This is a genomic window from Bradyrhizobium sp. USDA 4506, assembly GCF_054058795.1.
Genome location: NZ_JBSSBM010000002.1, coordinates 2,499,410 through 2,523,399 on the forward strand (window position 1 = coordinate 2,499,410; position 23,990 = coordinate 2,523,399).

The following is a 23,990-nucleotide window of genomic DNA, read 5'->3' on the forward strand; positions in this document are numbered from 1 at the left end:
CCGGTTACACGCCGTGCGCGGTTGCACCGTTGAAGGTCGCCATCGCGGCGGTGAGCGCCTCGGCGGCGGCCGCGACGTCCGGGGCAGCCCAATGCGACAGCAGGTCGCGCGCCTGGGTGTGGTGGCCGAACCGCTCTGCAAGTTCGGCCCGCCGCGCGCGGATCCGGTCGCGCCATTGCTCCTGCTGCGCCAGCACGCGCCGCACCGAAGCGCAGATCGAGTCGGTCGAGAACGGATCGAAATAGTCGGCAAGCTCGCCCGCGACCTCGCGGAACACGGCAATATCGGAGCACAGCACAGGAGTGTTGGCCGCGAATGCCTCGATGATCGGGACGCCAAAGCCTTCGGCGAGGCTCGGCATGATCAGGCCATGCGCGTCCGCGATCAGTGCCGCCTTCTCGTGCTCGTCGACATAGCCGGAGAAGCGGACGTTCTTCGGCAGGTTGCGCGCCTGGTTGGCGCCGCCGGCATAGCCGATCACGACGAGATCGGCCTCCGGCAGCTTGCGGAAGGCGCGGATGACGGCCGCGAGGTTCTTGCGGGGCTCGTTCGAAACGATGACGACGAAGCTCGGCCGAGCCGGGACGGCGGTTGGCACCGGCGCAAGCGGCGCTTCCGCGACGTCGAAGCGGGTCCGCGGATAGACCACTCGCGCCGGAATATGCGCATATTGCGGGAGCAGGGCGCGGAAGCGGTTCATGCTGTAGTTCGAGACGAAGGCGAGCTCGTCAGCCTGATTCACGCTGGTGAAAAGGCGCGACAGGAACAGGCGTGTCGCGATGTCGTCCAGCTTGAGATCGGTGATCGGCAACAGGTCGTGCACGACGCAAATCACCTTTGCGCCCGGGCGGCGTTGGATCGCAACCCGGGTCGGGGTGTCGACGAGAATGACGTCATAGTCGCGCGCATCGACCCGCGGTGGCGGCAACCGGGTCAGGGCCGAGGTGTCCTGATAGCTGTAGAAGCCGGGCTCGAGCAGGAAATCGCCGAACAATTCGAGATGGCGCAAATCGGTCGGAATGTATTCGAGGCCCTCGGTCCGGTTCTCGATCAGCTTGACGCTGGTCGGCAGCAGATGAATCGAGCGCAGGAAGGCGATGATGAATTCGAGCGAGGTCGCCGCGTCGAGCTTGTGCTTGAACCAGCTGACGGTGCGGCGCAGGCCGCCGCGCATGATCGGCGAGTTCATGTCGGTTTCATCGAGGTAACGATAGAGCGCGAGCAGCTCGATCAGCCGGGAGTCCTCGGGCAGCAGGCGCGTCCGCTGCTGCCTGCGGTGCAGCTTCCGGTACCGGCGCGTGGTCTCCACGACGAGGGTCAGGGCATGGCCGTCGCCGGCCAGCGAGCGGATCAATTCACGGGTGAAATGGAAGATGCCGCGCTTGTGGTTGGGCTCGCCAAGCGCCTCGCTGACGACCAGGATCTTTGTCATGCGCTGATTTCTCTAAGCTCGAGGTGATGCGGGACGGGCGCATCCAGCCCGACGGTGCTGGCGATGCGGCCGTGATCGAGATTGATGATGCTGTTGCAGGTCCGGCGCAGCAGGGCGTGGTCGTGCGAGGCGATGATCACGATCGCCGCGGTCTCGACCATCTTGCGCAGCCGCTGCTCGGCCTTGGCCGAGAAATTCTCGTCGACCACGCTGAGCCACTCGTCGAGCAGCAGGATATCAGCGGGAAACGCGGTCGCGGTCGCGAACAGCACGCGCATCAGCATGCCCGACGAGAACATGCGCAGCGGCAGCCGCTGCATGCGCTCCTCCAGTTCGGTGAACGCCCAGATCTCGTCCAGGATCGCCGGCGTCGGCTTGCGTCCCGAGATCCGCAGCAGCAGGCTGATATTGTCGGCGGCGACGAAATCGAGATTGACGCCGGCACCGAGGCCGAGCAGCGGCACGATGTTGCCTGATATCTCGACGCGGCCGCTGGTCGCCGGGAACACGCCGGCGATCAGCCGCAGCAGAGTGGACTTGCCGGAGCCGTTCGGGCCGGCGAGGCCGATGCGGGCGCCGGCGTTCGCCTCGATCGAGATGCTGTCGACCGCGCGGATGGTCCGCATCTCGCTGGCCTGGCGGAACAAGCGGCCGAGCAGGCGGCGCTTCAGCGAGAAGTCGTAGGCGCCGTACAGCGGATAATCGAGGCAGACGTCGCGGAGGTGGATGCTTGCCATGCCCTAGATCCAGAATGCCGCTTTGCGCAGATGAGTCGTGGTGACGATCGCGGCGATCGCGAGCGCGGCGAGGCACGCCAGCACGTAGATCACGCTTGCCGTTGCGACATGACCGGTCGCCAGCGGGTCGCGCCAGATCGCGAACAGATGCGTCAGCGGATTGAGCCGCATCACGGTCGAGCCGCGATCGATCATCTCGGATGTCCAGATGATCGGCGAGGCCAGGAAGGCCAGCGTCAGCGAGGACTCGATGATCGGCTTGATGTCGCGGTAACGCGTCGCCAGCGCGCCGAGCACGAGGCTCAGCCCCAGCGTGCAGACCACGAACAGGGCGAGGCCGGGGAGGGCGGCAATGGCGCCGCCAACATCGCGCGGCGTCAGCACGAGCCACAGGAGTAGCGGCACGACCGCGTTATGGGCGGCGAACAGCGCCTGGCGGAAGGTACATTGCAGCAGGAAGATCACCGGCGGCAGCGCGCGATCCTTGATCAGGCTGGCCGAGCCCTGCAGCGCGGTGGTGGCGTCGAGCACCACGCTGTTCAGGAAGGTCCAGGCGGTGAGGCTCGCCGCCAGCATCGGCAGCCGCGCCACCGCGCTGGCGTTGGAGAGATGGCCGATGACCGAGCCGAGCACGGCCACCATGATCGCCATCTGGATCGACATCCAGAAGGGTCCAAGGAGGGAGCGGACGTAGCGATGACGCACGTCGGACCAGGCCAGTGTTGCCGCGATCTGGATCGCGCCGACGAAACCTGCCGTTCGGGGACGCGGGGCTGGGGCTGACGACCCCGCGTCCCTTGCGGCGGCCTCCTCGGTAACGACCTTGCGATACACCGTCTCGACTCCCTCCTTGAAGGCTGCGGTTGAGTATTTCGTCATCGCGCGATGGCGTGCGGCCTGACCCATGCGGCGGCGCCGCTCGGGATCGTTGATCAGCGTCTCGATGGCGTCGGCGAGCGCGGTGGGATCGCCGGGCGGCACCGTGATGGCCTCGAGGCCGTCGCGGGCGACATGCGGAACGCCGGTGTCGAGTGCGGTGTTGACGACGGGCCGGCTTGCGGCCATCGCCTCGAGCTGCGCCAGCCCGAAAGTCTCCGCATTGGTCACCGACGGCATCACGAAGACGTCGGCGATGCGCATCAGCTTGATGCGTTCGCTCTCGGACACCGAGCCGAGCAGGCGGACGCGGTCCTGCAAGCCATAGTCGCGGATCAGCTGCTCGAGGTTGTCGCGCTCGCGGCCCTCGCCGACGATCCAGACCTCGAAATTGCGGGCATGCGCGGCGCGCACCAGCACGTCAAAACCCTTGTAGGGCACCAGCCGTCCGCAGGCGAGCACGAGACGGCCGCGGGCATTGACGTCGTCGGCCTGTGCGGCCGGCCTGTCATATTTGGCGACATCGACGCCGAACTGAACGGCGTGGCACTTGTCGGAAAATTCCTGCAGCAGCGGCGTGGTTTCGATCAGCACCGGATCGGAGACGATGATCGCGGCGGCCCGGCGCAGCGTTCGCCGCATCATCGGCTCGACGAGGAAGCGCAAGGCCGCGTGCGAGACGATGTCGGCGTGCCAGTGCACGACCAGCGGGCGGGTGCGGCCGAGCCCGAATGCGAAGACGAGGTCGGCGAGCGGGAAGGGGGCGTGCAGCGCCAGCAGGTCGTGCTCGGCGATGCGGCGCCACAGCCGCCACGGATAGGTCGGCGCGGCCGGCAGCGACAGCACGTCGCCGAACGAGTGCACGCGCTCGACCGCAACGTCGTTGACCACGATCTTTTGCTCGCCGCCGGAGCGCGAGCAGACCAGTACGGCGGCGTTGAACGTGTCCTTCAGTCCGGCGCAGATATCGCGGATCACCGTCAGCGTGCCGCCGAACAGGTCGGGATAGTAGACCTTGAAGATGTGGAGCACCGACGGACGCCGGGCCGGCTCGTTGACGACGATCATGGGCGGCTCGATCCGGATCATGCGACGAACAGGGCGACGATGAACGGCAGCGCCAGCGCGGCGGCGAACACCAGCGAGCGCAGCAGCGCCGGAAACACCGGCTCGATCGGGCCGCAAGGCGCCTGCGGCGTGAAACAGAATGGCGCCTGCGGCGTGAAACGGAGTGCGGTGGCGGCGAACCGACCGGGTTCCTGAAATGAACAGGATTCGCGGGACGAACGAAGAGACATTGGGTCGGATTCCCTTTTGGATGAATTCTGGATACGTGGGAAAATTTCACACGTCAATGGCGGGCGGACTAAAATGTGGGATTATGTCCCACGTATGGCGGTGGACAACTTTTTGCGGACGGCGGCGGAACGCATGACGGTGCGATCGCGCCGCGACGGCGCGGGCGAGCGAATGCGGGCGTATCTAAAGCGCCATGAGCCTACTTGTGGATCGAGCAACGGCCTCCGCTTCACCTCGCCCCGCGTGCGGGGAGAGGTCGGAACGCATCGTCAGATGCGTGCTCTAGCGGAGCGTCAGGCCGGCTCGGCGGTGCTGCGTTCGATCGGCTGCAACTGGCGCCTGATCGCGGCGATGTCGAAATGAATCCGCTCAGGCAGCATTGCCGCTGCCGGGCGCTGCAGATCCTGCTCGATCACGACGCGCTTGCCGCCGTCGGAGGTCAGCGCAATCGAGATCGATTGCGCGCGTGGCTCGGCGCGGAGGCCGGCATGCGCGCGGCAGGCATATTCGCCGGCGCGCAGACCGCCGAAGCCGAAGGCGAGCAGGCGGCCGTAGATGTAGAGCGCGAGCAGGTCGGTTTCGTCGAAGCGGCGCGGCGATCCGGGCGCAACGCCCGGCAGACAGGGATAGCCGCCCGCCATCACCGTCGACACGAACTCCTCAAAGGGAACCTGGGCGATCCGGCAGGCTTCCGCGATCGCAAGGTCGAATCGGGCAAACGTCATGGAGCGGTCCGTGGCGATGGCGGCAGTGCCGGACTCCGTGACACCCGCTGGCGAGCGCGCGAGCTGTGTCCGGAGGTGATTTTGTTTCCCATAAGTGGGAAAATGTCACACGTCAAGTGAGGTGGGATTGTGTCCCACGGCGCGGACGGCTAAAAGTTAGGCATGAATGCCAAGGGCCCGAAGTCGAAGGTGGGATCGTCTGCGCCGATCGCCGCAGCGAAGCTGCATGCGCCGCTGGCGCGGATGCTGCGTCCGCTGGTGCGGCTCTGCATCCGCGGCGGCATGACGTTTCCGGCGCTGACCCAGCTGCTGCGCGAGCTCTATGTCAACGTCGCCGAGCACGACTTCGCGCTCGAGGGCAAAGAGCAGACCGACAGCCGCGTCAGCCTGCTGACCGGCATCCACCGCAAGGAGGTGGCGCGGCTGCGCGGCGCCGGCGCGCCGGTCAATGCGGTGCCGGCGACGCTGTCGCGCACCAGCGCGATCATCGCGCGCTGGCTGGCCGGGCCCGAGTTCACCGATGCCAAGGGCGATCCGCTGCCGCTGCCGCGCACCGCGGACGGAGGCGCGCCGTCGTTCGAGACGCTGGTCGAATCGATCACCAAGGATGTGCGGCCGCGCGCCGTGCTGGACGAATGGCTCGACCGCAAGCTCGTCACCATCAATGACGACGACGAGATCATGCTGGTCGAGGAGGCCTTCGTGCCGCATGGCGACGACGACCGCAAATGGCACTATCTCGGCCGCAACCTGCATGATCACGTGGCGGCCGCCGAGATGAACGTGTCGTCGGCCGCGCCGCGCTTCCTCGAACGCGCGGTGCATTACGACGGCCTGTCGGCGAAGCTGGCGAAACGGCTCGAGGGCCGCTCGCGCGAGCTGGCGATGGAGGCGCTCAAGGTTGCCAACCGCGAGGCCAACCGCGCGCTCGCAAAAGACAAGGGCGGCGACTATCGCTGGAATTTCGGCATCTACATCTACCGCGAGGGGCCGGATGGTCCGGTCGATGACGATGCCGACGAAGGCGGTGCAGCGTGAAGCGCCCGCCGGTCATTTCGCGCCGCGCGCTGCTGGCAGCGTTCTGGCTTGCCGGAACGTCGCTCGCGGGCGCGCAGGTCAAGAAGCGCGGCAACGACCAAGGCATCGGCGGCACCGGCATCACCGGTTCCGATCAGGGCATCGGTGGCACCGGCATCGTCGGGGTGATCCAGCGGTTCGGCTCGATCTATGTCAATGGCGAGCGCGTCGCCTACGCACCCGAGGTGCCGGTCAGAATCGACGGCGAGGCGGCGAGCGCCAAGGCGCTGCGGATCGGACAGCTCGCGCGCGTGGTGGCGCAGCGCGATGCCGGCGGCACGCTGTCGACCAAACGCATCGATGTGACCAGCGAGGTGACCGGGCCGGTCGAGCAAATGAAGCCGGGCGGGCTGACGGTGCTCGGCCAGACGGTCGCCTGGACCGGACGCGAGAGCTGGCTGAAAGTGGGCGCGCATGTCGCCGTGTTCGGGCTGCGCCGTACCGACGGCATCGTCGTCGCAAGTCTGGTGCAGGAGCGCCATGACGCCGCGGCGCGTGTCGCAGGGCCGCTCGAGCGCGACCGTGCCGGCGTCTTGCGGATCGGCGAGCTCAAGCTCGCCGGCGTCGATGCGGCGCTGGTCGGTCAGCGCGTGCAGGCCGAGGGACACGTCGCGCAGGGCGTGATGCAGGTGTCGCGCAGTCGGGCCGACGACTTCTCCGATCTCGCCGGCGCGAACCGGCTGTTGATCGAGGCCTATGTGCGGCGGGTCGGCAACGACCTGCAGCTCGGCTCCGGCTTTGTCGCGCGCGACCATTCGCGGTTTTCGCCGGCGGCCGATACGCGCGTCGTCGTCAACGCGCAGCTGTCGGGCCCGCGCGAGCTGCGCGTCGAATCGGTGCAGTCGGTCGGCAAGTTCCCGGGCTCGTCGGTGAAGAGCCCGGGCACGCCGGGCCGCGGCCCCGGCGGATCCGGGCCGGGTCATGGATCGGGACCGGGCGGCCCGGGCGGCCGCGGCGCGCCTGGTGGCGGCGGTGGGGCGCCGTCCGGCATGCCGGGCGGCAGCCCGCCAGGCGGCGGGCCTGCGCCTGATCCCCTGAGTGGTGGACCGACCGGCCCCGGTCCCGGTGGCTTCGGCCCGCCCGGCGGACCGTTCGGTCCTGGCGGCGGTGGTGGTCCGTTCGGGCCCGGCGGCGGATTCGGCGGTGGCGGACCGCCCGGTGGCATGGGCGGCGGCGGCCGCCGCTGAAACCACAAACAAGATCGGCGCAAGCGAGACCGCTTGCGCCGATGTTCAGATCGATCGTCGTGAGATTGAGCTAGCCGGCGCTGAGCCGAACGCCGGCGCGGAGGAATTTCTGCGGATCGACCGCTTCGCCGTCGATGCGGGTTTCATAGTGCAGATGCGGACCGGTGGAGCGGCCGGTCGAGCCAACGGCGCCGATCACCTGGCCGATCTTGACGTATTCACCGACCTTGACGCCGATCTCGGAGAGATGGCCGTAGCGGGTGGAGAGCCCGTTGCCGTGATCGACCTCGACCATGCGGCCATAGCCGCCGGCCCAGCCCGCCGACACCACCTTGCCGTTAGCGGTGACACGCACCGGATCGCCTTGCGCGGCGCGAAAGTCGAGGCCGGTGTGCATTGCCGGCCGGCCGAGGAAGGGATCGGAGCGCACGCCGAAGCCGCTGGTGAATTCGACTTCACCGACCACGGGCTTGCGGTAAGGCACCAGCGCCAGCGTCTGGTTCAGTCGCTGCATCTGTGCCCGGTTGATGTTGATGCGATAGAGCTGGCGTTCGAACGCGCCGGCGTCGGCAGAGAGTTTCACAGGGACAAAGGGCCCGCCCATGCCGGAGCGCGGCGTCGCCGCCTCGAGCTGCGCCATGTTGAGGCCGAGATCGGAGATGACGCCGCGCATCCGGCGCACCTTGGAATCGATGCTGTCCTCGACCGAGGCGAGCGCGGCAACCTGGCGCCGCTCGACCTGGTCAAGCGAGGTTTGCAGGCGGACCAGCACGTTGTCGACGCCCTGGGCCTTGGCGAACTGGTTCGGCTGCGTCTTGGCGATCAGCGGCGCGCGCGATTCCAGCCGCGCCTCGCGATCCGGCGGCGCCACGAAGATCACGGTGTCGCTGATCGGGGAGGGTTTCGGCGTGCCTGAGGACGGCGCCGCCTCGGCGCGGCCCTGCGGCTTGATCGATCCGGTGCTCGTGACATCAGGCATCGCGCCGAGCGCGGTGGCGCGCGATTCCAGCGTCGACTGCCGCTTCATGATCTGGTCGAGCTTCTGGTCGAACTGCTCCTGGTCGAGCAGCTGGCGGCTGGTGGTGCGGTCGACCTTGGCGCGCAGCTCCGAGATGCGGTCCTCATAGGCGTATTGCATCTCGGCCTGGCGCGCGATCAGCCGGGTCAGCACGTCGTCGCGGAACGCGAAATAGGTCGCGGTCGCCGCCGACCACATGCCGAGCAGCACCACGGTGCCGACGATGATCCAGAACACCACCGGCCCGAACCGGACCTGCTTGCCGGCATGGACCAGGGTATAGCCCTCGCCGGAGGCCGCCACCACCGCGGCGGCAGGTGCGGGGTGATGGGCTGCCGGACGGCGTATCGGCGTCCGGCCATGGTCCTGCGGATGATGGTGTTTGTGGTGACCGGACCGGCTCGACATCGGTACTCCCGCGGCCGGTCGGACCAAGCTCCGTACGGCTAATTTGCGGGGCCGATTTGAGCCCGTCATGGTTAATTTTCAGGAAACGGAACCCGCCCGATCAGAGCGCCTGGGCAGCCTCCAATACCGCTTCGGCGTGGCCGTCGACCTTCACATGACGCCAGATCCGGGCAATTTTTCCACCGGAATCGACCAGAACCGTCGTGCGAATAATTCCCATGAAGGTCCTGCCATACATGGATTTTTCGCCCCAGGCGCCATAGGCCTCCAGCATCTGGTGGGCCGGATCGGAGACCAGCGGCACCGACAGCTGGTGTTTGTTTCGAAATGACTCCTGCGCCTTAACCGTGTCGGCGGAAATGCCGACCACTTCGGTCCCTGCCGCTACGAACTCGCTTTTGAGCCGGGTGAAATCGATCGCCTCCCTGGTGCAGCCGGGGGTGTCGGCGCGGGGGTAGAAGAACAGCACCAGCTTCTTGCCGGCAAAATCCTTCAGCGAAACGCTGTCCCCGCCGTCGCGCGGCAGGTTGAAGGCCGGTGCAGTGGCGCCCTCGACAAGTGTGACGGCGGACGAACTGGTCACGGTAGCGGCCGGCTCTCGCTTTAACGGTTTCGATGCCGCCTTGTGCGAGGCTTTGCTTTGAACACCCGCTGCGGTCGCCTTGGTCGTTTTCTTAGTTGTTTTCTTGGCCGCTGCCTTCTTCGCAACCGCTGTGCGGGTTTTCGTCGCGGACTTCCCAGTGCTTGCGCTTGCGGCGCGCGCAACCTTTGTTGCGACCCGCTTCCCGGTTGTGTTGGAGGATTTCTTGCGCGTTTTCTTGGACATACGCCTTCCTTTCGTCGCTTTCCGAAGCTCAACCATTGGGGTATTGCGGTCTTATTGGCGGCGGCCGGATTCGCACCGGCCGCTGGGCAAGTTTGATGGCCACGGAGTAACAAGTTTGATGGCCACGGAGTAAGGTGACAAGGAATTCGACGCGTGACCCGTCCGCTTGCTGAATTGGCTTTTGATTGGTTGGTTTGGTCCGCTCTGGGGGCCATCGGCGAGTAACATGATTAGGCGAGGATAGGCGGCGATGCCGGCACAGGAGCGCTCGATACGAATCGACGGGCGCCCCGATGGCGGCGATCAGCTTCGCCGTCAGCACCGAGAGGCAATGGCAAGGAACACGTCGCCGCAGGGTCCAAATCCGCGCGCCGGGGCTGACCTCTCGCAATGGGAGGACGACGCTGCGTGGGACGAGCAGGATGAGGCGGCGGGCAACCGTGCGCGGCAGTTGCTGGCGCGTTCCCACACCAACCTGCATCGCTTCACCGATTTCTGCTCCGGCATGCAGCGCTGGCTGAACGGCGAGCGCTGGATCCGTCGCATCGGACTGGTCCTCGTGGTGCTGGTCGCGATGTTCGCGACCTGCTTCGGCGGGCTGTGGTGGCGGCTCGGCGCCGGCCCGATCAATCTCGACATGGCGACGCCGTGGCTCGCCGCGGCGATCGAGGAGAACATCGGCCACGGCAACACGGTCGAGGTCGGCGGAACGCAGATCGAGCGCGCCGGCCGCGTCAGGATCGCGGTGCGCATCCGCGACATCATCGTCCGCGACCGCGACCATGCGGTGGTTGCGAGCGCGCCCAAGGCCGAAGTGCGCCTGTCGGGAACCGCGCTCTTGATGGGCCAGTTGCGGGCGGAGAGCCTCAATCTGGTCGATGCTGAACTGTCGGTGCGCATCACGCCGGACGGCAATGTTACCGTGTCCGCCGGCGACACCGCAAAACCGCTGGCCACCGGCGTTGCCTCCAAGCGGGAGGCGGGGATGCCGCCGACATTCCCGCGTCCGACACCCGCAGCCCCGCCGCCGCCGGTTGCTTCGCCGCCAGCTGCCGCCGAGCCCTCGGCGTCGCCCGATTCGGCCCAGAGCGGGCTGCTCGCCGGTCTCGACTGGCTCGACAGCCTCAGCATGACCGGCCTCGACGGGCAGAACCTCAACGAGATCGGCCTGAAGAACGGCAATCTCGTCGTCGACGATCAGCAGCGCGGCAACAAATGGAGCTTTGAGAACATCAGCCTCAGCCTGCGGCGCCCGAGCGGCGGCGGCGTTGCGCTCAGCTTCGGCGAGGAAGGCGCAAAACCCTGGTCGGTGCGCGTGCTGGTCGGACCGCAGCAGAATGGCGTGCGCTCGGTCGACATCAAGGCCGACAAGGTTTCCACCCGGAACATCCTGCTCGCGCTCCGGACCAAGGATCTGACCTACACCGCCGACCTGCCGCTGTCGGGCGAGATGAAGGGCGAACTCGGCCGCGACGGCCTGCCGACCTACTTCCGCGGCAAGATCAATGTCGGCGCCGGCAACATCATCGACACCGACACGCCCGACTACCCGATGCCGATCGATTCCGCCGAGATGAGCGTGGAATGGGATTCGGGGCGGCGCGTGCTGCTGGCGCCGATCAAGATCATCTCGGGCGCCAACCGCATCACGCTGCTCGGCCATCTCGAGCCGCCGAACGACAACGTCACCGACTGGCAGGCCGGCCTGTCGGGCGGCACCATCGTGCTGGCCGGCGCCGACAAGAACGAACCGCCGTTGATCTTCAATCGCATCAACATCGGCTTCCGGTTCGACACCGACAAGAAGCGCGTGCTGCTGACCCAGGCCGACATCTCCAATGGCGAGATCGGCGTCGCCGGAACCGGCAGCATCGACTATTCCGGCGAGCCGCGGCTGCAGCTCGGATTCGCCGGCACGCCGATGTCGGCCTCGGCCCTGAAACGGATGTGGCCGGTCATCATCGTGCCCGAGGTGCGCGAATGGGTGCTCGAGCGGATCGACCGCGGCACGCTCCAGCGTATCGATGTCGGCGTCAATTCGCCGGTACACAACCTGTCGCGCAAGGGACCGCCGATCCCGGATGACGGCCTCTCGGTCAACATTGTCGCCTCGGGTGTCACGGTGCGTCCGGTGGACCAGATGCCCGCGGTGCATGACGCGGATCTGAAGGCCAGGGTGACCGGCCGCACCGCGACCGTGACCATCAACCAGGGCATTGCCGACACGCCGGCGGGCCGCAAGATCACGCTGTCGGACTTCACCTTCGAGGTGCCGGACATGGCGCCGAAGCCGTCACCGTCGAAGGTCAAGTTCCGGGTCGACTGTCCGGTGCCGGCCGCCGCCGAAATCCTCGCCTCCGACCGGCTCAGCGATCTCTCCGGTCCGCCGATCGATCCCAACGCCAGCAAGGGCAACGTCACCGCGACGATCAATCTCGGCATGCCCGTGAAGGGCGAGCTGACCAAGGCCGATACGCTCTACTCGGTCACCGCCGACATCTCCGGCGTTGCCGTCGACAAGCTGGTGATGAACCAGAAGCTCGAAGCCAACGCGCTGAAGGTGATCGCCAGCAATACCGGCTTCCAGGTCAAGGGCGATGTCAAGATCAACGGGCAGGCGGCCTCGCTCGACTACCGCAAGCCAGCCGAGGGCGATGCCGACGTCAAGTTGCAGGCGACTCTGGACGATGCGAGCCGCGCGCGCCTCGGGCTTGATCTCGGTCCCGCGGTCTCGGGCGCGATCCCGATCAAGCTGAGCGGCAAGATCGGCAGCGGCGACAATCCCACCACCAAGATGGGCGTCGAGGCCGACCTGACCCAGCTCAAGCTCGACAACATCCTGCCGGGTTGGGTCAAGGCGCAGGGCCGGGCCGGCAAGGCGACCTTCAACGTGGTGCCGAAGGGGCAATCGACCAGGTTCGAGGATATCTCGATCGACGGCGCCGGCGTGTCGATCAAGGGGGCGCTCGAGGTCGACCAGAACGGCGATCTCATGAATGCGTACTTCCCGACCTACGCGCCGTCGGAAGGCGACAAGACCTCGCTGCGGGCCGATCGCGGTCCCGACGGCGTGATCAAGGTGACGATGCGCGGCGACGTGTTCGACGGTCGCGGCTTCCTGAAGTCGGCGATCTCCGGCCGCGATAACGATCCCAAGAGCAAGACCAGGACCACCGATTTCGATGTTGATCTGAAACTCGGCGCGGTCGCAGGATTCAACGGCGAAGCGCTGCGCAGCGTCGACGCCAAGGTCTCGCGCCGCAACGGGTTCTTCAAGGCGTTCACGCTGAGCGGCAAGGTCGGCCGCGACACCCCCGTCACGGTCGATATGCGCGGACGCCAGCAGGGCCGCGAGGTGATCTATCTGCAGACCAGCGACGCCGGTGCGTTCCTGCGCTTCATCGACACTTATTCGAAGGTGGTCGGCGGCCAGCTTACGCTCGCGATGGAGCCGCCGATCCCCGAGCCGAGCCCCAGGGAGGGGCTCATCAATATCACCGGATTCTCGGTGAAGGGCGAAACCCAACTCGATCGCGCCGTTGCCGGCGGGCCGGTCAGCACCCAGAACGGCATCGGGTTCGACGCGCTGCGCGCCGAATTCACGCGCCAGAGCGGCCAGCTTTCGATCCGCAATGGTGTGGTCAAAGGACCGACCATCGGCGCGACCATCGAAGGCAGCATCGACTATATCGGAAACCAGGTGCGGATGAACGGCACCTTCATTCCGATGTACGGGTTGAACAACATGTTCGGCCAGATCCCGTTCTTCGGGATTTTCCTCGGCGCCGGCAGCAATGAAGGCCTGATCGGCGTGACCTACGAAGTGGTGGGCACGCCGAGCGCGCCGGTGCTGCGCGTCAATCCGATCTCCGCGCTGGCGCCCGGCCTGACGCGCAAGATCTTCGAGTTCAAGCAGTACGGCCCGAACGATCTGCCGACGACGAACAACTAGAACGCTCGCTCGTCGACGCCTGCTTTCAAGGTCGGTTGAGATCGCGCGCTGACGCGCGGCGGCGGGTTCCTGTCCGCATTCATCCGAGGCTGCGACCAAGTCCGAGCGGCCCGCCGTCCGGATGACGTTCGCGCAGGAACCTTGCCCTGTCTGGGATGTTGGAGAGCAATTCAACAAACTCAGGAGGAACTCTCATGAGAGCCCTGTTATTGGCTGGTGTACTGGCGGTCGCCGGTTTCGCTATGGCCACGCCGATCTCCATTGCACCCGCGTCAGCTCAGGTTGCCGTTGATACTCCGCTCGGCGGCGTGAGAGTGGGCCCGGAGCCCCGTTACTACCGAGACTACGATCGACCCGCTTATCGCGCCTACGGGTATGATCGCGGATATCGCGGATGCCGCACCGTCACGATCGAGCGTGACGACGGATCGGTCCGGAGAGTTCGTCGCTGCGGCTAGCAGTACCGGACCAGAGGATCGACTTCCGGGTCTTAAAAGACCGTTCGAGCCGGTTCTCGCAATCAAGGAATTGGAGCCATCGACTAGGGCCGCTGCTGTTGGCGGCCTGTTTCATTTCGCGAATGCCGCCTATCGGCCCAAGGTGTTGGGTCCAAGGCCGGCATGCGTTCATGTCGGATTCCACATCGCCTCCGCAGGGGCAAGCGGACGCGTCCGAACTCACCGTCGCAGCGCCGGCACCACCAGGAACGGGATCAGGCCGAGCACCACATTGACCAGCGCGAAGGCGATCAACGGATTGTAGCTGTGGGTCCAGTCGTGGATCAGGCCGCCGCCCCATGAGCCAAGGCCGGAGCCGAGGCCGCTGCCGATCATGATCGTCCCGTAGATCGTGCCGACCCGCTCGCCGCGGAAGATCTTCAGCGCGGTCGCGGTGATCAGCGGGCCGCGCGAGCCGATCATGCTTCCGAAGCAGATGATGAAGCCGGTCAGCAGCCAGTAGTTCGGATACCACTGCAACAGCCAGAGCAGAATGATGCCGAGGATCGAGACGCCGTAGCTGAACAAGACCGAGGGCCGGCGGCCGATGATGCCGTCGAGGGTGGACACGCCCAGCATGCCGACGAACAGCGCGACGCCGGAGAAGCCCCAGGCGGTTGCCGCCTGCAGCGGCGGGAAGCCGACATCGATCAGATAGGCGACGATCTGCGCGGTCAGCGCATACATCGCGATCGCGGTGAAGAAGAAGGTGGAGAACAGCGCCCAGAAGGCGTGGTGGCGCATCGCGCTGAGCAGTGTCCAGCCGTCGTCGGCCAAGCTGCTTTCCGCCTTCCGGACGATATGCGGCGATCCGCCGGCGAGCAGCTGCCACGGCAGAAAGACCAGCGGAACAAGCAGGCAAAGCGCGCCGATGCCGAACACCTGATAGGCCTCGCGCCAGCCGATCCGGTCGATCAGAACCTGCGACAGCGGCAACAGCAGCAACAGGCCGGCGCCGGTCGCCGAATACATCACGGCCATCGCGGTCGGCAGGCGTGGTCCGAACCAGCGGCCGAGCAGGATCGAATTCGACACGTTGCCGATCAGCGCGGTGCCGAAACCGACGCAGAGGCCGACGCTGAGCTGGAATTGCCAGAGCGCTTGCGCGCGCGAGGCGACGAGGAAGGCGCAACCGAGCAGCGACAGGCCGAGCGCATAGACCACGCGCGGACCCGAGCGGTCGAACAGGCGTCCGACCAGTGGCGCGGTCAGGCCGCTGGCGAGCCAGGTCAGCGAGTAGACCGACACCACAGAGGCGCGGTCCCAGCCGAAATTTTCCGAGATCGGTTTCAGGAAAACGGTGAAGCTGTCGCTAAGGCCGCGCCCAAGCACCGACAGCACGAAGCAGAGCGCGAGCACGTTCAGCGCGACGCGGGACTGCTTCGCCGGCGTTGCAAGCGTGTCGTTCGGAGGCGTGGTCTGGTCCATCGGAAAGATGGGAGCGCGCTTTCCGCGCTCCCGACAACCGACAAATGCGAATGCGCCTATGCAGGCTTCAGCAGGACGTGGCGCTTCTTGCCGAGCGACAGTTTCACCACGCCTTCCGGCGTGAGATTGGCCGAAGTCAGCAGCATCTTCTCATCGGTCACGGCTGCATCGTTGACGCGCAGGCCGCCGCCCTTGATCTGCCGGCGCGCTTCGCCGTTGGAAGCGACGAGCTCGGCCTTGACGAAGGCGACCAGCACGCCGACGCCGGCTTCAAATTCGCCGCGCGGAATTTCCACCGTCGGCAAGGTTTCGGCCAGCGCACCTTCCTCGAAGGTGCGGCGCGCGGTCTCGGCGGCTTCGTTCGCTGCATCGCGGCCATGGAGCAGGGCGGTCGCCTCGGTCGCCAGCACCTTCTTGGCCTCGTTGATCTCGCCGCCGGCCAGCGCCGCAAGCTTGCTGATCTCGCTCATCGGCAGGATGGTGAACAGCTTGAGGAACTTGACGACGTCGGCGTCCTCGACATTGCGCCAGTACTGCCAGAAATCGTAGGGCGAGAACTGGTCGGCGTTGAGCCACACCGCGCCCTTGGCGGTCTTGCCCATCTTGTCGCCGGAGGCGGTGGTGAGCAGCGGCGTGGTCAGCGCGAACAGTTGCGGCGTGCCCATGCGGCGGCCGAGATCGACGCCGTTGACGATATTGCCCCACTGGTCGGAGCCGCCCATCTGCAGCCGGCAGCCGGCGCGGCGCGACAGCTCGACGAAGTCGTAGGCCTGGCAGACCATGTAGTTGAACTCGATGAAGCTCATCTCCTGCTCGCGCTCGAGCCGGAGCCGCACCGAGTCCATGGTCAGCATGCGGTTGACCGAGAAGTGCCGGCCGATGTCGCGCAGCATCTCGATCCAGTTCAATTTGGTCAGCCACTCGGCATTGTCGAGCATGATGGCGTCGGAAGGCCCGTTGCCATAGCGCAGCACCTTGGCGAACACGCCGCGGATCGAGGCCTTGTTGGCTTCGATCTCCGCAACCGTGCGCATTGCGCGCGTCTCGTCCTTGCCGGAGGGGTCGCCGACCATCGTGGTGCCGCCGCCCATCAGCGTGATCGGCTTGTTGCCGCTCTGCTGCAGCCAGTACAGCATCATCATGGTGAGGAAGTTGCCGATGTGCAGCGACGGCGCGGTGCAGTCATAGCCGACATAGGCGGTCGCCTGGCCCTTCGCGGCAAGCGCGTCGAGGCCCTCGAAATCGGAGCACTGGTGGACGAAGCCGCGTTCCTGTAAAGTGTTCAGGAAATCCGATTTAAATGCAGTCATTTGTCGGCGAGCCAGATCATTCTTGTTTTACGGTTTTTGCATCTATTTGCGGAACCTTGATGCTTGAGGCTGCCGCAGGCGGACGCGCAGTGGCATTATAGGATGTACTTGTTTGAGACAAGCCGGGGGTTCCCGGCTGGGGCGCTTCCAGCATGATGTTAACGGCACTCGGTCTGATGAGCGGTACCTCGCTCGACGGGGTCGACGTGGCATTGATCGAGACCGACGGCCGCCAGATCAAGGCCTTCGGCCCCTCGGGCTATCGGCCTTATACCGAAGGCGAGCGCAGCCTGCTGCGCCAGGCGCTGACGGAGGCGGTCCATCTGTCGCGGCGCGACGCCCGGCCGGGGATTTTGCGGCAGGCCGAGCAGGCCGTCACCACGGCCCATGCCGAGGCGGTCGCCAGCTTCACGACACAGCACCGGATCTCGGCCCAGGACATCGACATCGTCGGGTTCCATGGCCAGACCGTGCTGCATCGCCCTGAGCGCAGGCTGACGGTGCAGATCGGCGATGCCCTGGCGCTCGCCAAGGTGATCCACATTCCGGTGATGCACGATTTCCGCGCCGCCGACGTCGAGGCCGGCGGGCAGGGCGCGCCGTTCGTGCCGGTCTACCACCGCGCGCTGGTGCAATCGCTGAACCGCGAGGGGCCGATCGTCGTGGTCAATATCGGCGGCGTCTCCAACATCACCTATATCGACGGCACGGACACGCTGATCGCCTGCGACACCGGGCCGGGCAATGCGCTGCTGGATGACTTCATGTTCCGTCAGATGCACCAGCCGTTCGACACCGCCGGCAAGTTCGCCGCGCTGGGCAGGCCCGACGAGGCCTGGATCGCACAGGCTCTGAAGCTGCCGTTCTTTGCGCTGCTGCCGCCGAAATCGCTCGACCGCAACGACTTCGCCAGCCTCAAGCTCGGCGCCGTGGCGCCGGCCGATGGCGCCGCGACGCTGACCGCCTTCACTGCCGCGGCCATCGCCCGCGTCGTGCCGCTGCTGCCGAAACGGCCGAAAAGCTGGATCATCTGCGGCGGCGGCGCCTCCAACCTCACGATGCTGCGGATGCTGCGCGAGCGCCTGGCGCCGGCGACCGTCGAGCCGGCCGAGGCGCTCGGCTGGGCGGCGGACGCGATCGAGGCGCAGGCGTTCGGCTTCCTTGCCGCGCGCGGCATGAAGGGCCTGCCGCTGAGCTACCCCGCCACCACGGGGGTGCCGATCCCGATGACCGGCGGCATTATCGCGCGACCGTGATTTAGATGCAAATGCATCTACCTTGACAGTTCCATGCTGTTGCATTTAATTCGATGCAGTTGCATTGAACCCGAGGTTCGTCATGGCCGCCCTGAAACTGATCAGCCACAAGCTCTGTCCCTATGTGCAACGCGCGGTGATCGCGCTGCGTGAGAAGGGCGTGCCGTTCGAGCGGATCGACATCGATCTCGCCAGCAAGCCGGACTGGTTTTTGAAGATCTCGCCGCTCGGCAAGGTGCCGGTGCTGGTGGTGACGCGCGACGACGGCAAGGAGGTCGCGCTGTTCGAGAGCAACGTGATCTGCGAGTACATCGAGGAGACGCAAGGCGGCGCGAAGCTGCATCCGCAAGATCCGCTCGCGCGTGCCGAGCATCGCGCCTGGATGGAGTTCGGCTCGGCCATTCTCGGCGATCTCTGGGGGCTCGAGACCGCAACCGATGCCGCTGCATTCGAGAGCAAGCGGCAGGCGGTCGCGGCGAAATTCGCGCGCGTCGAGGCTGCGCTCGGCGCCGGTCCGTTCTTCGCCGACCAGAATTTCAGTCTGGTGGATGCGGTGTTCGCGCCGATCTTCCGCTATTTCGATCTGTTCGACCAGCTGACCGATCTCGCTGTGTTCACGCACACGCCAAAACTTCGCGCCTGGCGCAGCGCGCTGGCACAGCGGCCGAGCGTACGCAGTGCGGTGTCGCCTGACTATCCGGCGCTGCTGCATGCGTTCCTGGTCGGCCACCGCGCGCATATGCTGAAGCTTGCCGCGTAAGCCATGTCTCATTCGGTTGCCTGGATCGCGCTCGTCGTCGCCGGCCTGCTGGACGTCGGCTGGGCGATTTCGATGAAATATGCCGAAGGCTATACGCGGCTCGGCTGGACGCTGGTCTCGCTGCTGCTGCTCGCCGCGTTCGTGTTCCTGCTCGGACGCGCGCTACAGGTGCTCGGCGTCGGCGTCGCCTACACGGTGTGGACCGGCATCGGCGCGGCCGGCACGCTGGCCATGGGCGTGCTGCTGTTCAACGAGGCCTTGAACCCGATGAAGGTCGCGGGGATTGCGCTGGTGCTGGTCGGGATTGCGGCGCTGAAGCTGGCGCCGGAATGAAAGTAGGGACCGTAGCCCGGATGAGCGCAGCGATATCCGGGTTCTTGTCGGCCGCGCCCCGCATGTCGCTTCGCTCATGCGGGCTACGTGGAATCCGTAGCCCGGATGGAGCGAAGCGCAATCCGGGGCAGGTCCAACCACGGAGTCCGTGATCCCGGATTTCGCTTCGCTCCATCCGGGCTACAAGATCGCGTCAGCGCACGTTGGCGAGACGCATGTCGAGATAGCCGGTCACCGTCTCCATCAGCGGCTCGAGCTTGCCGTCGAAGAAGTGGTTGGCGCCGGGGATGACCTGCTGGTCGATCACGATGCCCTTTTGCGTCTTCAGCTTCTCGACGAGCGTGTTGACGTCCTTGGGCGGCACCACGGCATCCTTGTCGCCGTGCACGATCAGGCCCGACGACGGGCAGGGCGCGAGGAACGAGAAGTCGTAGAGATTGGCGGGCGGCGCGATCGAGATGAATCCCTCGACCTCCGGCCGGCGCATCAGAAGCTGCATGCCGATCCAAGCGCCGAACGAGAAGCCCGCAACCCAGCAGGCGCGCGCCTCCGGATTGATCGCCTGCGCCCAGTCCAGCGCACTGGCGGCATCGGACAATTCGCCGGTGCCGTGATCGAACGAGCCCTGGCTGCGACCGACGCCACGGAAGTTGAAGCGCAGCACCGAGAAGCCGCGATGCGCGAACGCGTAGTAGCACTGATAGACGATCTGGTGGTTCATCGTGCCGTGGAACTGCGGATGCGGATGCAGGATCATCGCAATCGGCGCGTTCTTCTGCTTGGCCGGGTGGTAGCGGCCCTCGAGGCGGCCAGCAGGGCCGGTGAAAATGACTTCAGGCATTGTGTTCCCTTGATTGCCGCGTTCCCTTGATTGACGTCGATCAATCAACCGGTTGGAGCCATCTTCAGCGACGGTTCGCGAACAGAGCAGCTCGTGATGAAATCGGCGCAGGCACCGCCGCGCGGCACGCTGGAGGCCTTCTAGCATGACGCAAGGGGCAAAAATCAAGGAAATTGTGCCGCTTGGCGGTCGCGAATCCGCGTGCGAACGCGCGCGCAGCCAGTGCGTCGGCGGCGATCCGGATCGACACGCCGGATCGCCTCGAAGGCTACCTGAAGTTTCAGTCTGTCATAATGCTATCGCGCTCAGGGGATCGCGAACGCCGTGTCTCGCGGCAGCAAGGCTCCCGCCGCGCGTGAAAAATCTCCCGTGCCGGTGACATCTGATCTGGTCTCGGTCGTCAACTGTCGTTATCTCGCAGTGAAGGCCGCAACCACGGTGGTTGCCGCGGATAGCTCCATGGCCGATCGCGTCTATCTCGACTGGAATGCCACCACGCCGCTTCGCCAGGAGGCGAAGGCGGCGATGGCTGCGGCGTGGGAATTGATCGGCAACCCGTCCTCGGTGCACAGCGAGGGACGGCGGGCGCGACGGCTGCTTGAGGATGCCCGCAATGCCGTGGCGAAGGCGGTCGGCGGCCGGCCGCAGGACGTGGTGTTTCTCTCCGGCGGGACCGAAGCCAATGCGCTCGCACTGACGCCGGGATTGCGCCGCGCTGCGGGCGCGCCGGTGCAGCGGCTCCTGGTGTCGGCGATCGAGCACGCGTCCGTGCTCGCGGGCGGTCGGTTTGCGACGGAGGCGACCTCCGCAATCCATGTCACGCGGGCCGGTGTGATCGATCTCAACCATCTGCGCGCACTGCTGGCCGATGGTCCGCCGGCTCTGGTCTCGGTGATGCTGGCGAACAACGAGACCGGTGCCATTCAGCCGGTGGCTGACGTCGCCGAAATCGTCCATGCGGCCGGCGGGCTGCTGCATGTCGATGCGATCCAGGCGTTCGGCAAGATCCCGTTCGATCTGGCCTCGACGCAGGCCGACCTGGTGACGCTGTCGGCGCACAAGATCGGCGGACCGAAGGGCGCAGGCGCGCTGGTGCTCGCCGAGGGCGTCGAGGGCCTTGAGGCGTTTCTGCGCGGCGGCGGGCAGGAGCTCGGGCGGCGGGCAGGGACCGAGAATATCGCCGGCATCGCCGGGTTCGGTGCGGCCGCCAAGGCCGCGATGGCGGCGCTGAAGGCCGATGCAGCCCGCGTCAGGGGACTGCGCGACCGGCTCGAGCACGGGCTGCGGCAGACGCCGGACGTGCTGGTGTTCTCCGATGACGTCAAGCGGTTGCCGAATACCGTCTTGTTCACGGCACCCGGAATGAAGGCCGAGACGGCGGTCATCGGGTTCGACCTTGGGGAAATCGCGGTCTCGTCCGGTTCCGCCTGCTCCTCGGGCAAGGTCCAGCCGTCCCACGTGCTGGAGGCAATGGGGTACCGTTCGGAGGTGTCCCAAGGAGCGGTGCGACTTAGTCTTGGCTGGTCTACCACGGAGACAGACGTGGATTTGACCCTCAAGGCTTGGCGAAAGCTCGCCGATACCTTAGTTAAGGGGGGACGACGAAACACAGCTTGAACTGTTCTAAGCGGATTTCGTCATCAAAGCATCGTAAGAGATTTTCGGAACTTGAGATCCACCGCGGTCCTTGAAACCGCGAGCGGAGGATTGAATGCCTGCTGTACAAGAGACGGTCGAGCGCGTCCGGCGCATCGACGTCGACCAGTATCGATATGGGTTTGAGACGCTGATCGAGTCCGACAAGGCCCCGAAGGGGCTGTCGGAAGACACCGTCCGCTTCATCTCCGCAAAGAAGAACGAACCGGCCTGGATGCTGGAATGGCGCCTGGAGGCGTATCGCCGCTGGCTGACCATGACCGAGCCGACCTGGGCGCGCGTCGACTATCCGAAGATCGACTACCAGGACATCTACTACTACGCGGCGCCGAAGCCGAAGAAAACGCTGTCCTCGATCGACGAGATCGATCCGGAAATCCTCAAGACCTACGAGAAGCTCGGTATCCCCTTGCGCGAGGTCGCGATCCTCGAGGGCGTCGAGCCGCCGCCCGGTGGCGAGCAGACGCCGAACCGCAAGATCGCGGTCGACGCCGTGTTCGATTCGGTTTCTGTTGCGACCACCTTCCAGAAGGAGCTGAAGGCGGCCGGCGTGATCTTCATGCCGATCTCGGAGGCGATCCGCGAGCATCCCGAGCTGGTGCAGAAATATCTCGGCACCGTGGTGCCGACCTCGGACAACTACTTCGCGACATTGAATTCGGCTGTGTTCTCCGACGGCTCGTTCGTCTACGTGCCGCCGGGCGTGCGCTGCCCGATGGAGCTGTCGACCTATTTCCGCATCAACGAGCGCAACACCGGCCAGTTCGAGCGCACGCTGATCATCGCCGACAAGGGCTCCTACGTCTCCTATCTCGAGGGCTGCACCGCGCCGCAGCGCGACGAGAACCAGCTGCACGCCGCCGTGGTCGAGCTCGTCACGCTCGACGATGCCGAGATCAAGTATTCGACGGTGCAGAACTGGTATCCGGGCAATTCGGAAGGCAAGGGCGGCATCTACAATTTCGTCACCAAGCGTGGCGACTGCCGTGGTCGCAATTCGAAGATCTCCTGGACCCAGGTCGAGACCGGTTCGGCGATCACCTGGAAATATCCGAGCTGCATCCTGCGCGGCGACAATTCGAGCGGCGAGTTCTACTCGATCGCGATCTCGAACGGCTTCCAGCAGGTCGACAGCGGCACCAAGATGATCCATCTCGGCAAGAACACGTCGAGCCGGATCATCTCCAAGGGCATCGCCGCCGGCAAGTCGCAGAACACCTATCGCGGCCTGGTCAGCGCGCACCGCAAGGCCACCGGCGCGCGCAACTACACCGCCTGCGACTCGCTTCTGATCGGCGACAAATGCGGCGCGCACACCGTGCCCTATGTCGAGGCCAAGAATTCCTCGGCGACGTTCGAGCATGAAGCGACGACGTCGAAGATTTCCGAGGACGTGCTGTTCTACTGCATCCAGCGCGGGCTCTCGCAGGAAGAAGCCGTCGGCCTCGTCGTCAACGGCTTCGTGAAGGACGTGCTGCAGCAACTGCCGATGGAGTTCGCGGTGGAAGCGCAGAAGCTGATCTCGATCAGCCTTGAAGGTTCGGTTGGCTAATCCATCCCGCCAACGGCGCGGCCGACGCGCCTCGGGGTGACGCTCAGGAAAAATCATATGTCTCTGCTTGAAGTGAAAGATCTGCAGGTTCGTGTCGAGGAGCGTGAAATCCTCCACGGGCTATCGCTCACGGTGAACCCGGGCGAGGTGCACGCGATCATGGGGCCGAACGGCTCCGGCAAGTCGACGCTCTCCCACGTCATCGCCGGCAAGCCGGGCTATGAAGTCACCGGCGGGCAGATCCTGTTCAGGGGCGAGGACCTCCTGGAGATGGAGCCGAACGAGCGCGCCGCCAAGGGTGTGTTCCTGGCGTTCCAGTATCCGGTCGAGATTCCCGGCGTCACCACCTGGAATTTCCTGCACGCGGCGCTCAACGCCCAGCGCAAGGCGCGCGGCGAGGACGAGATCTCGTCGCCGGCCTTCCTCAAGAAGGTCCGCGAGGTCGCCAAGTCGCTGAACATTCCGCAGGACATGCTGAAGCGCGGCGTCAATGTCGGCTTCTCCGGCGGCGAAAAGAAACGCAACGAGATCCTGCAGATGGCGCTGTTCGAGCCGGCCGTCTGCATCCTCGACGAAATGGATTCCGGCCTCGACATCGACGCGCTGCGGATCGCGGCCGACGGCGTCAACGCGCTGCGCTCGCCGGAGCGCGCGATGGTCGTGATCACCCACTATCAGCGGCTGCTCAACTACATCGTGCCCGACTTCGTGCACGTGATGTCGAAGGGCCGGGTGGTGAAGAGCGGCGGCAAGGAGCTGGCGCTGGAGCTGGAAGAGTCCGGTTACACGCAGTTCGAAGACGCTGCCTGACAAACGCGGG

The 23,990-nt window shown here is 65.8% G+C and carries 19 protein-coding genes; 9 read left to right on the forward strand and 10 right to left on the reverse strand.

The features are described from left to right. Positions 1 to 4: 4 nt before the first annotated feature. The 5 genes from ACVIHF_RS13865 to ACVIHF_RS13885 all read right to left on the reverse strand — a co-directional run bounded on the left by ACVIHF_RS13865 (position 5) and on the right by ACVIHF_RS13885 (position 5,069). Positions 5 to 1,432 carry a glycosyltransferase family 4 protein gene (locus tag ACVIHF_RS13865; protein ID WP_456780628.1) on the reverse strand — a complete coding sequence of 476 codons (1,428 nt, stop codon included), beginning with the start codon at positions 1,430 to 1,432 and terminating at the stop codon, positions 5 to 7. Continuing rightward, entirely contained in the window at positions 1,429 to 2,169 is a 741-nt protein-coding gene (locus ACVIHF_RS13870; RefSeq protein ID WP_253608796.1) for an ABC transporter ATP-binding protein, read from the reverse strand. Before ACVIHF_RS13870 ends, ACVIHF_RS13865 begins: the two co-directional genes overlap by 4 nt. A 3-nt stretch (positions 2,170 to 2,172) precedes the next feature. After that, a complete protein-coding gene (locus ACVIHF_RS13875; protein WP_456780627.1) occupies positions 2,173 to 4,113 on the reverse strand; it encodes a glycosyltransferase in 1,941 nt (646 codons plus the stop codon). Between the two features lie 17 nt (positions 4,114 to 4,130). Next, positions 4,131 to 4,343, reverse strand: a complete 213-nt coding sequence (locus tag ACVIHF_RS13880) for a hypothetical protein (RefSeq protein WP_253608793.1) — start codon at positions 4,341 to 4,343, stop codon at positions 4,131 to 4,133. A gap of 294 nt (positions 4,344 to 4,637) precedes the next feature. Continuing rightward, on the reverse strand, positions 4,638 to 5,069 hold the full coding sequence (locus tag ACVIHF_RS13885; protein ID WP_456780626.1) for a hypothetical protein: 432 nt from the start codon (positions 5,067 to 5,069) through the stop codon (positions 4,638 to 4,640). A gap of 162 nt (positions 5,070 to 5,231) precedes the next feature. Between ACVIHF_RS13885 and ACVIHF_RS13890 the strand changes: the two genes are divergently transcribed. Then, positions 5,232 to 6,107 carry a DUF6502 family protein gene (locus tag ACVIHF_RS13890; RefSeq protein ID WP_253608790.1) on the forward strand — a complete coding sequence of 292 codons (876 nt, stop codon included), beginning with the start codon at positions 5,232 to 5,234 and terminating at the stop codon, positions 6,105 to 6,107. After that, positions 6,104 to 7,333: a DUF5666 domain-containing protein gene (locus ACVIHF_RS13895; protein WP_456780625.1), complete on the forward strand. Its 1,230-nt coding sequence runs from the start codon at positions 6,104 to 6,106 to the stop codon at positions 7,331 to 7,333. Before ACVIHF_RS13890 ends, ACVIHF_RS13895 begins: the two co-directional genes overlap by 4 nt. 70 nt (positions 7,334 to 7,403) lie before the next feature. Here ACVIHF_RS13895 and ACVIHF_RS13900 read toward each other — a convergent pair whose 3' ends face one another. Continuing rightward, entirely contained in the window at positions 7,404 to 8,759 is a 1,356-nt protein-coding gene (locus ACVIHF_RS13900) for a peptidoglycan DD-metalloendopeptidase family protein (RefSeq protein ID WP_456780624.1), read from the reverse strand. A gap of 100 nt (positions 8,760 to 8,859) precedes the next feature. Then, entirely contained in the window at positions 8,860 to 9,585 is a 726-nt protein-coding gene (locus ACVIHF_RS13905; protein WP_253608785.1) for a peroxiredoxin, read from the reverse strand. 250 nt (positions 9,586 to 9,835) lie between these two features. On the opposite strand from ACVIHF_RS13905, the gene ACVIHF_RS13910 reads away from it, so the two are divergent. Continuing rightward, positions 9,836 to 13,537 (forward strand): hypothetical protein, encoded by a 3,702-nt coding sequence (locus ACVIHF_RS13910; protein ID WP_456780622.1) that lies wholly within the window; start codon positions 9,836 to 9,838, stop codon positions 13,535 to 13,537. Between the two features lie 677 nt (positions 13,538 to 14,214). Here ACVIHF_RS13910 and ACVIHF_RS13915 read toward each other — a convergent pair. Next, entirely contained in the window at positions 14,215 to 15,462 is a 1,248-nt protein-coding gene (locus ACVIHF_RS13915; protein ID WP_253608781.1) for an MFS transporter, read from the reverse strand. 56 nt (positions 15,463 to 15,518) lie between these two features. Further along, the gene (gene tyrS / locus ACVIHF_RS13920) at positions 15,519 to 16,772 is read right to left on the reverse strand and encodes a tyrosine--tRNA ligase (protein ID WP_253608780.1); all 1,254 of its coding nucleotides are present in this window, start codon (positions 16,770 to 16,772) and stop codon (positions 15,519 to 15,521) included. A gap of 152 nt (positions 16,773 to 16,924) precedes the next feature. Between tyrS and ACVIHF_RS13925 the strand changes: the two genes are divergently transcribed. From ACVIHF_RS13925 to ACVIHF_RS13935, 3 genes are all read left to right on the forward strand, one after another. Next, a complete protein-coding gene (locus ACVIHF_RS13925) occupies positions 16,925 to 18,028 on the forward strand; it encodes an anhydro-N-acetylmuramic acid kinase (protein ID WP_253608777.1) in 1,104 nt (367 codons plus the stop codon). 82 nt (positions 18,029 to 18,110) lie between these two features. After that, positions 18,111 to 18,788, forward strand: coding sequence for a glutathione S-transferase family protein (locus tag ACVIHF_RS13930; RefSeq protein WP_253608775.1), 678 nt, complete (start codon positions 18,111 to 18,113; stop codon positions 18,786 to 18,788). A 3-nt stretch (positions 18,789 to 18,791) separates the two neighbouring features. Beyond that, on the forward strand, positions 18,792 to 19,121 hold the full coding sequence (locus ACVIHF_RS13935; RefSeq protein WP_028332217.1) for a DMT family transporter: 330 nt from the start codon (positions 18,792 to 18,794) through the stop codon (positions 19,119 to 19,121). A gap of 193 nt (positions 19,122 to 19,314) precedes the next feature. On the opposite strand, the gene ACVIHF_RS13940 is transcribed toward ACVIHF_RS13935, so the two are convergent. After that, on the reverse strand, positions 19,315 to 19,962 hold the full coding sequence (locus ACVIHF_RS13940) for an alpha/beta hydrolase (RefSeq protein WP_016843213.1): 648 nt from the start codon (positions 19,960 to 19,962) through the stop codon (positions 19,315 to 19,317). 459 nt (positions 19,963 to 20,421) lie between these two features. On the opposite strand from ACVIHF_RS13940, the gene ACVIHF_RS13945 reads away from it, so the two are divergent. The 3 genes from ACVIHF_RS13945 to sufC all read left to right on the forward strand — a co-directional run bounded on the left by ACVIHF_RS13945 (position 20,422) and on the right by sufC (position 23,980). After that, entirely contained in the window at positions 20,422 to 21,579 is a 1,158-nt protein-coding gene (locus ACVIHF_RS13945; protein WP_253610020.1) for a cysteine desulfurase family protein, read from the forward strand. Positions 21,580 to 21,673: 94 nt separating this feature from the next. Next, positions 21,674 to 23,170, forward strand: a complete 1,497-nt coding sequence (gene sufB / locus ACVIHF_RS13950; protein WP_038380064.1) for a Fe-S cluster assembly protein SufB — start codon at positions 21,674 to 21,676, stop codon at positions 23,168 to 23,170. Between the two features lie 57 nt (positions 23,171 to 23,227). Then, positions 23,228 to 23,980, forward strand: coding sequence for a Fe-S cluster assembly ATPase SufC (gene sufC / locus ACVIHF_RS13955; protein WP_028342146.1), 753 nt, complete (start codon positions 23,228 to 23,230; stop codon positions 23,978 to 23,980). Positions 23,981 to 23,990: the final 10 nt, after the last annotated feature.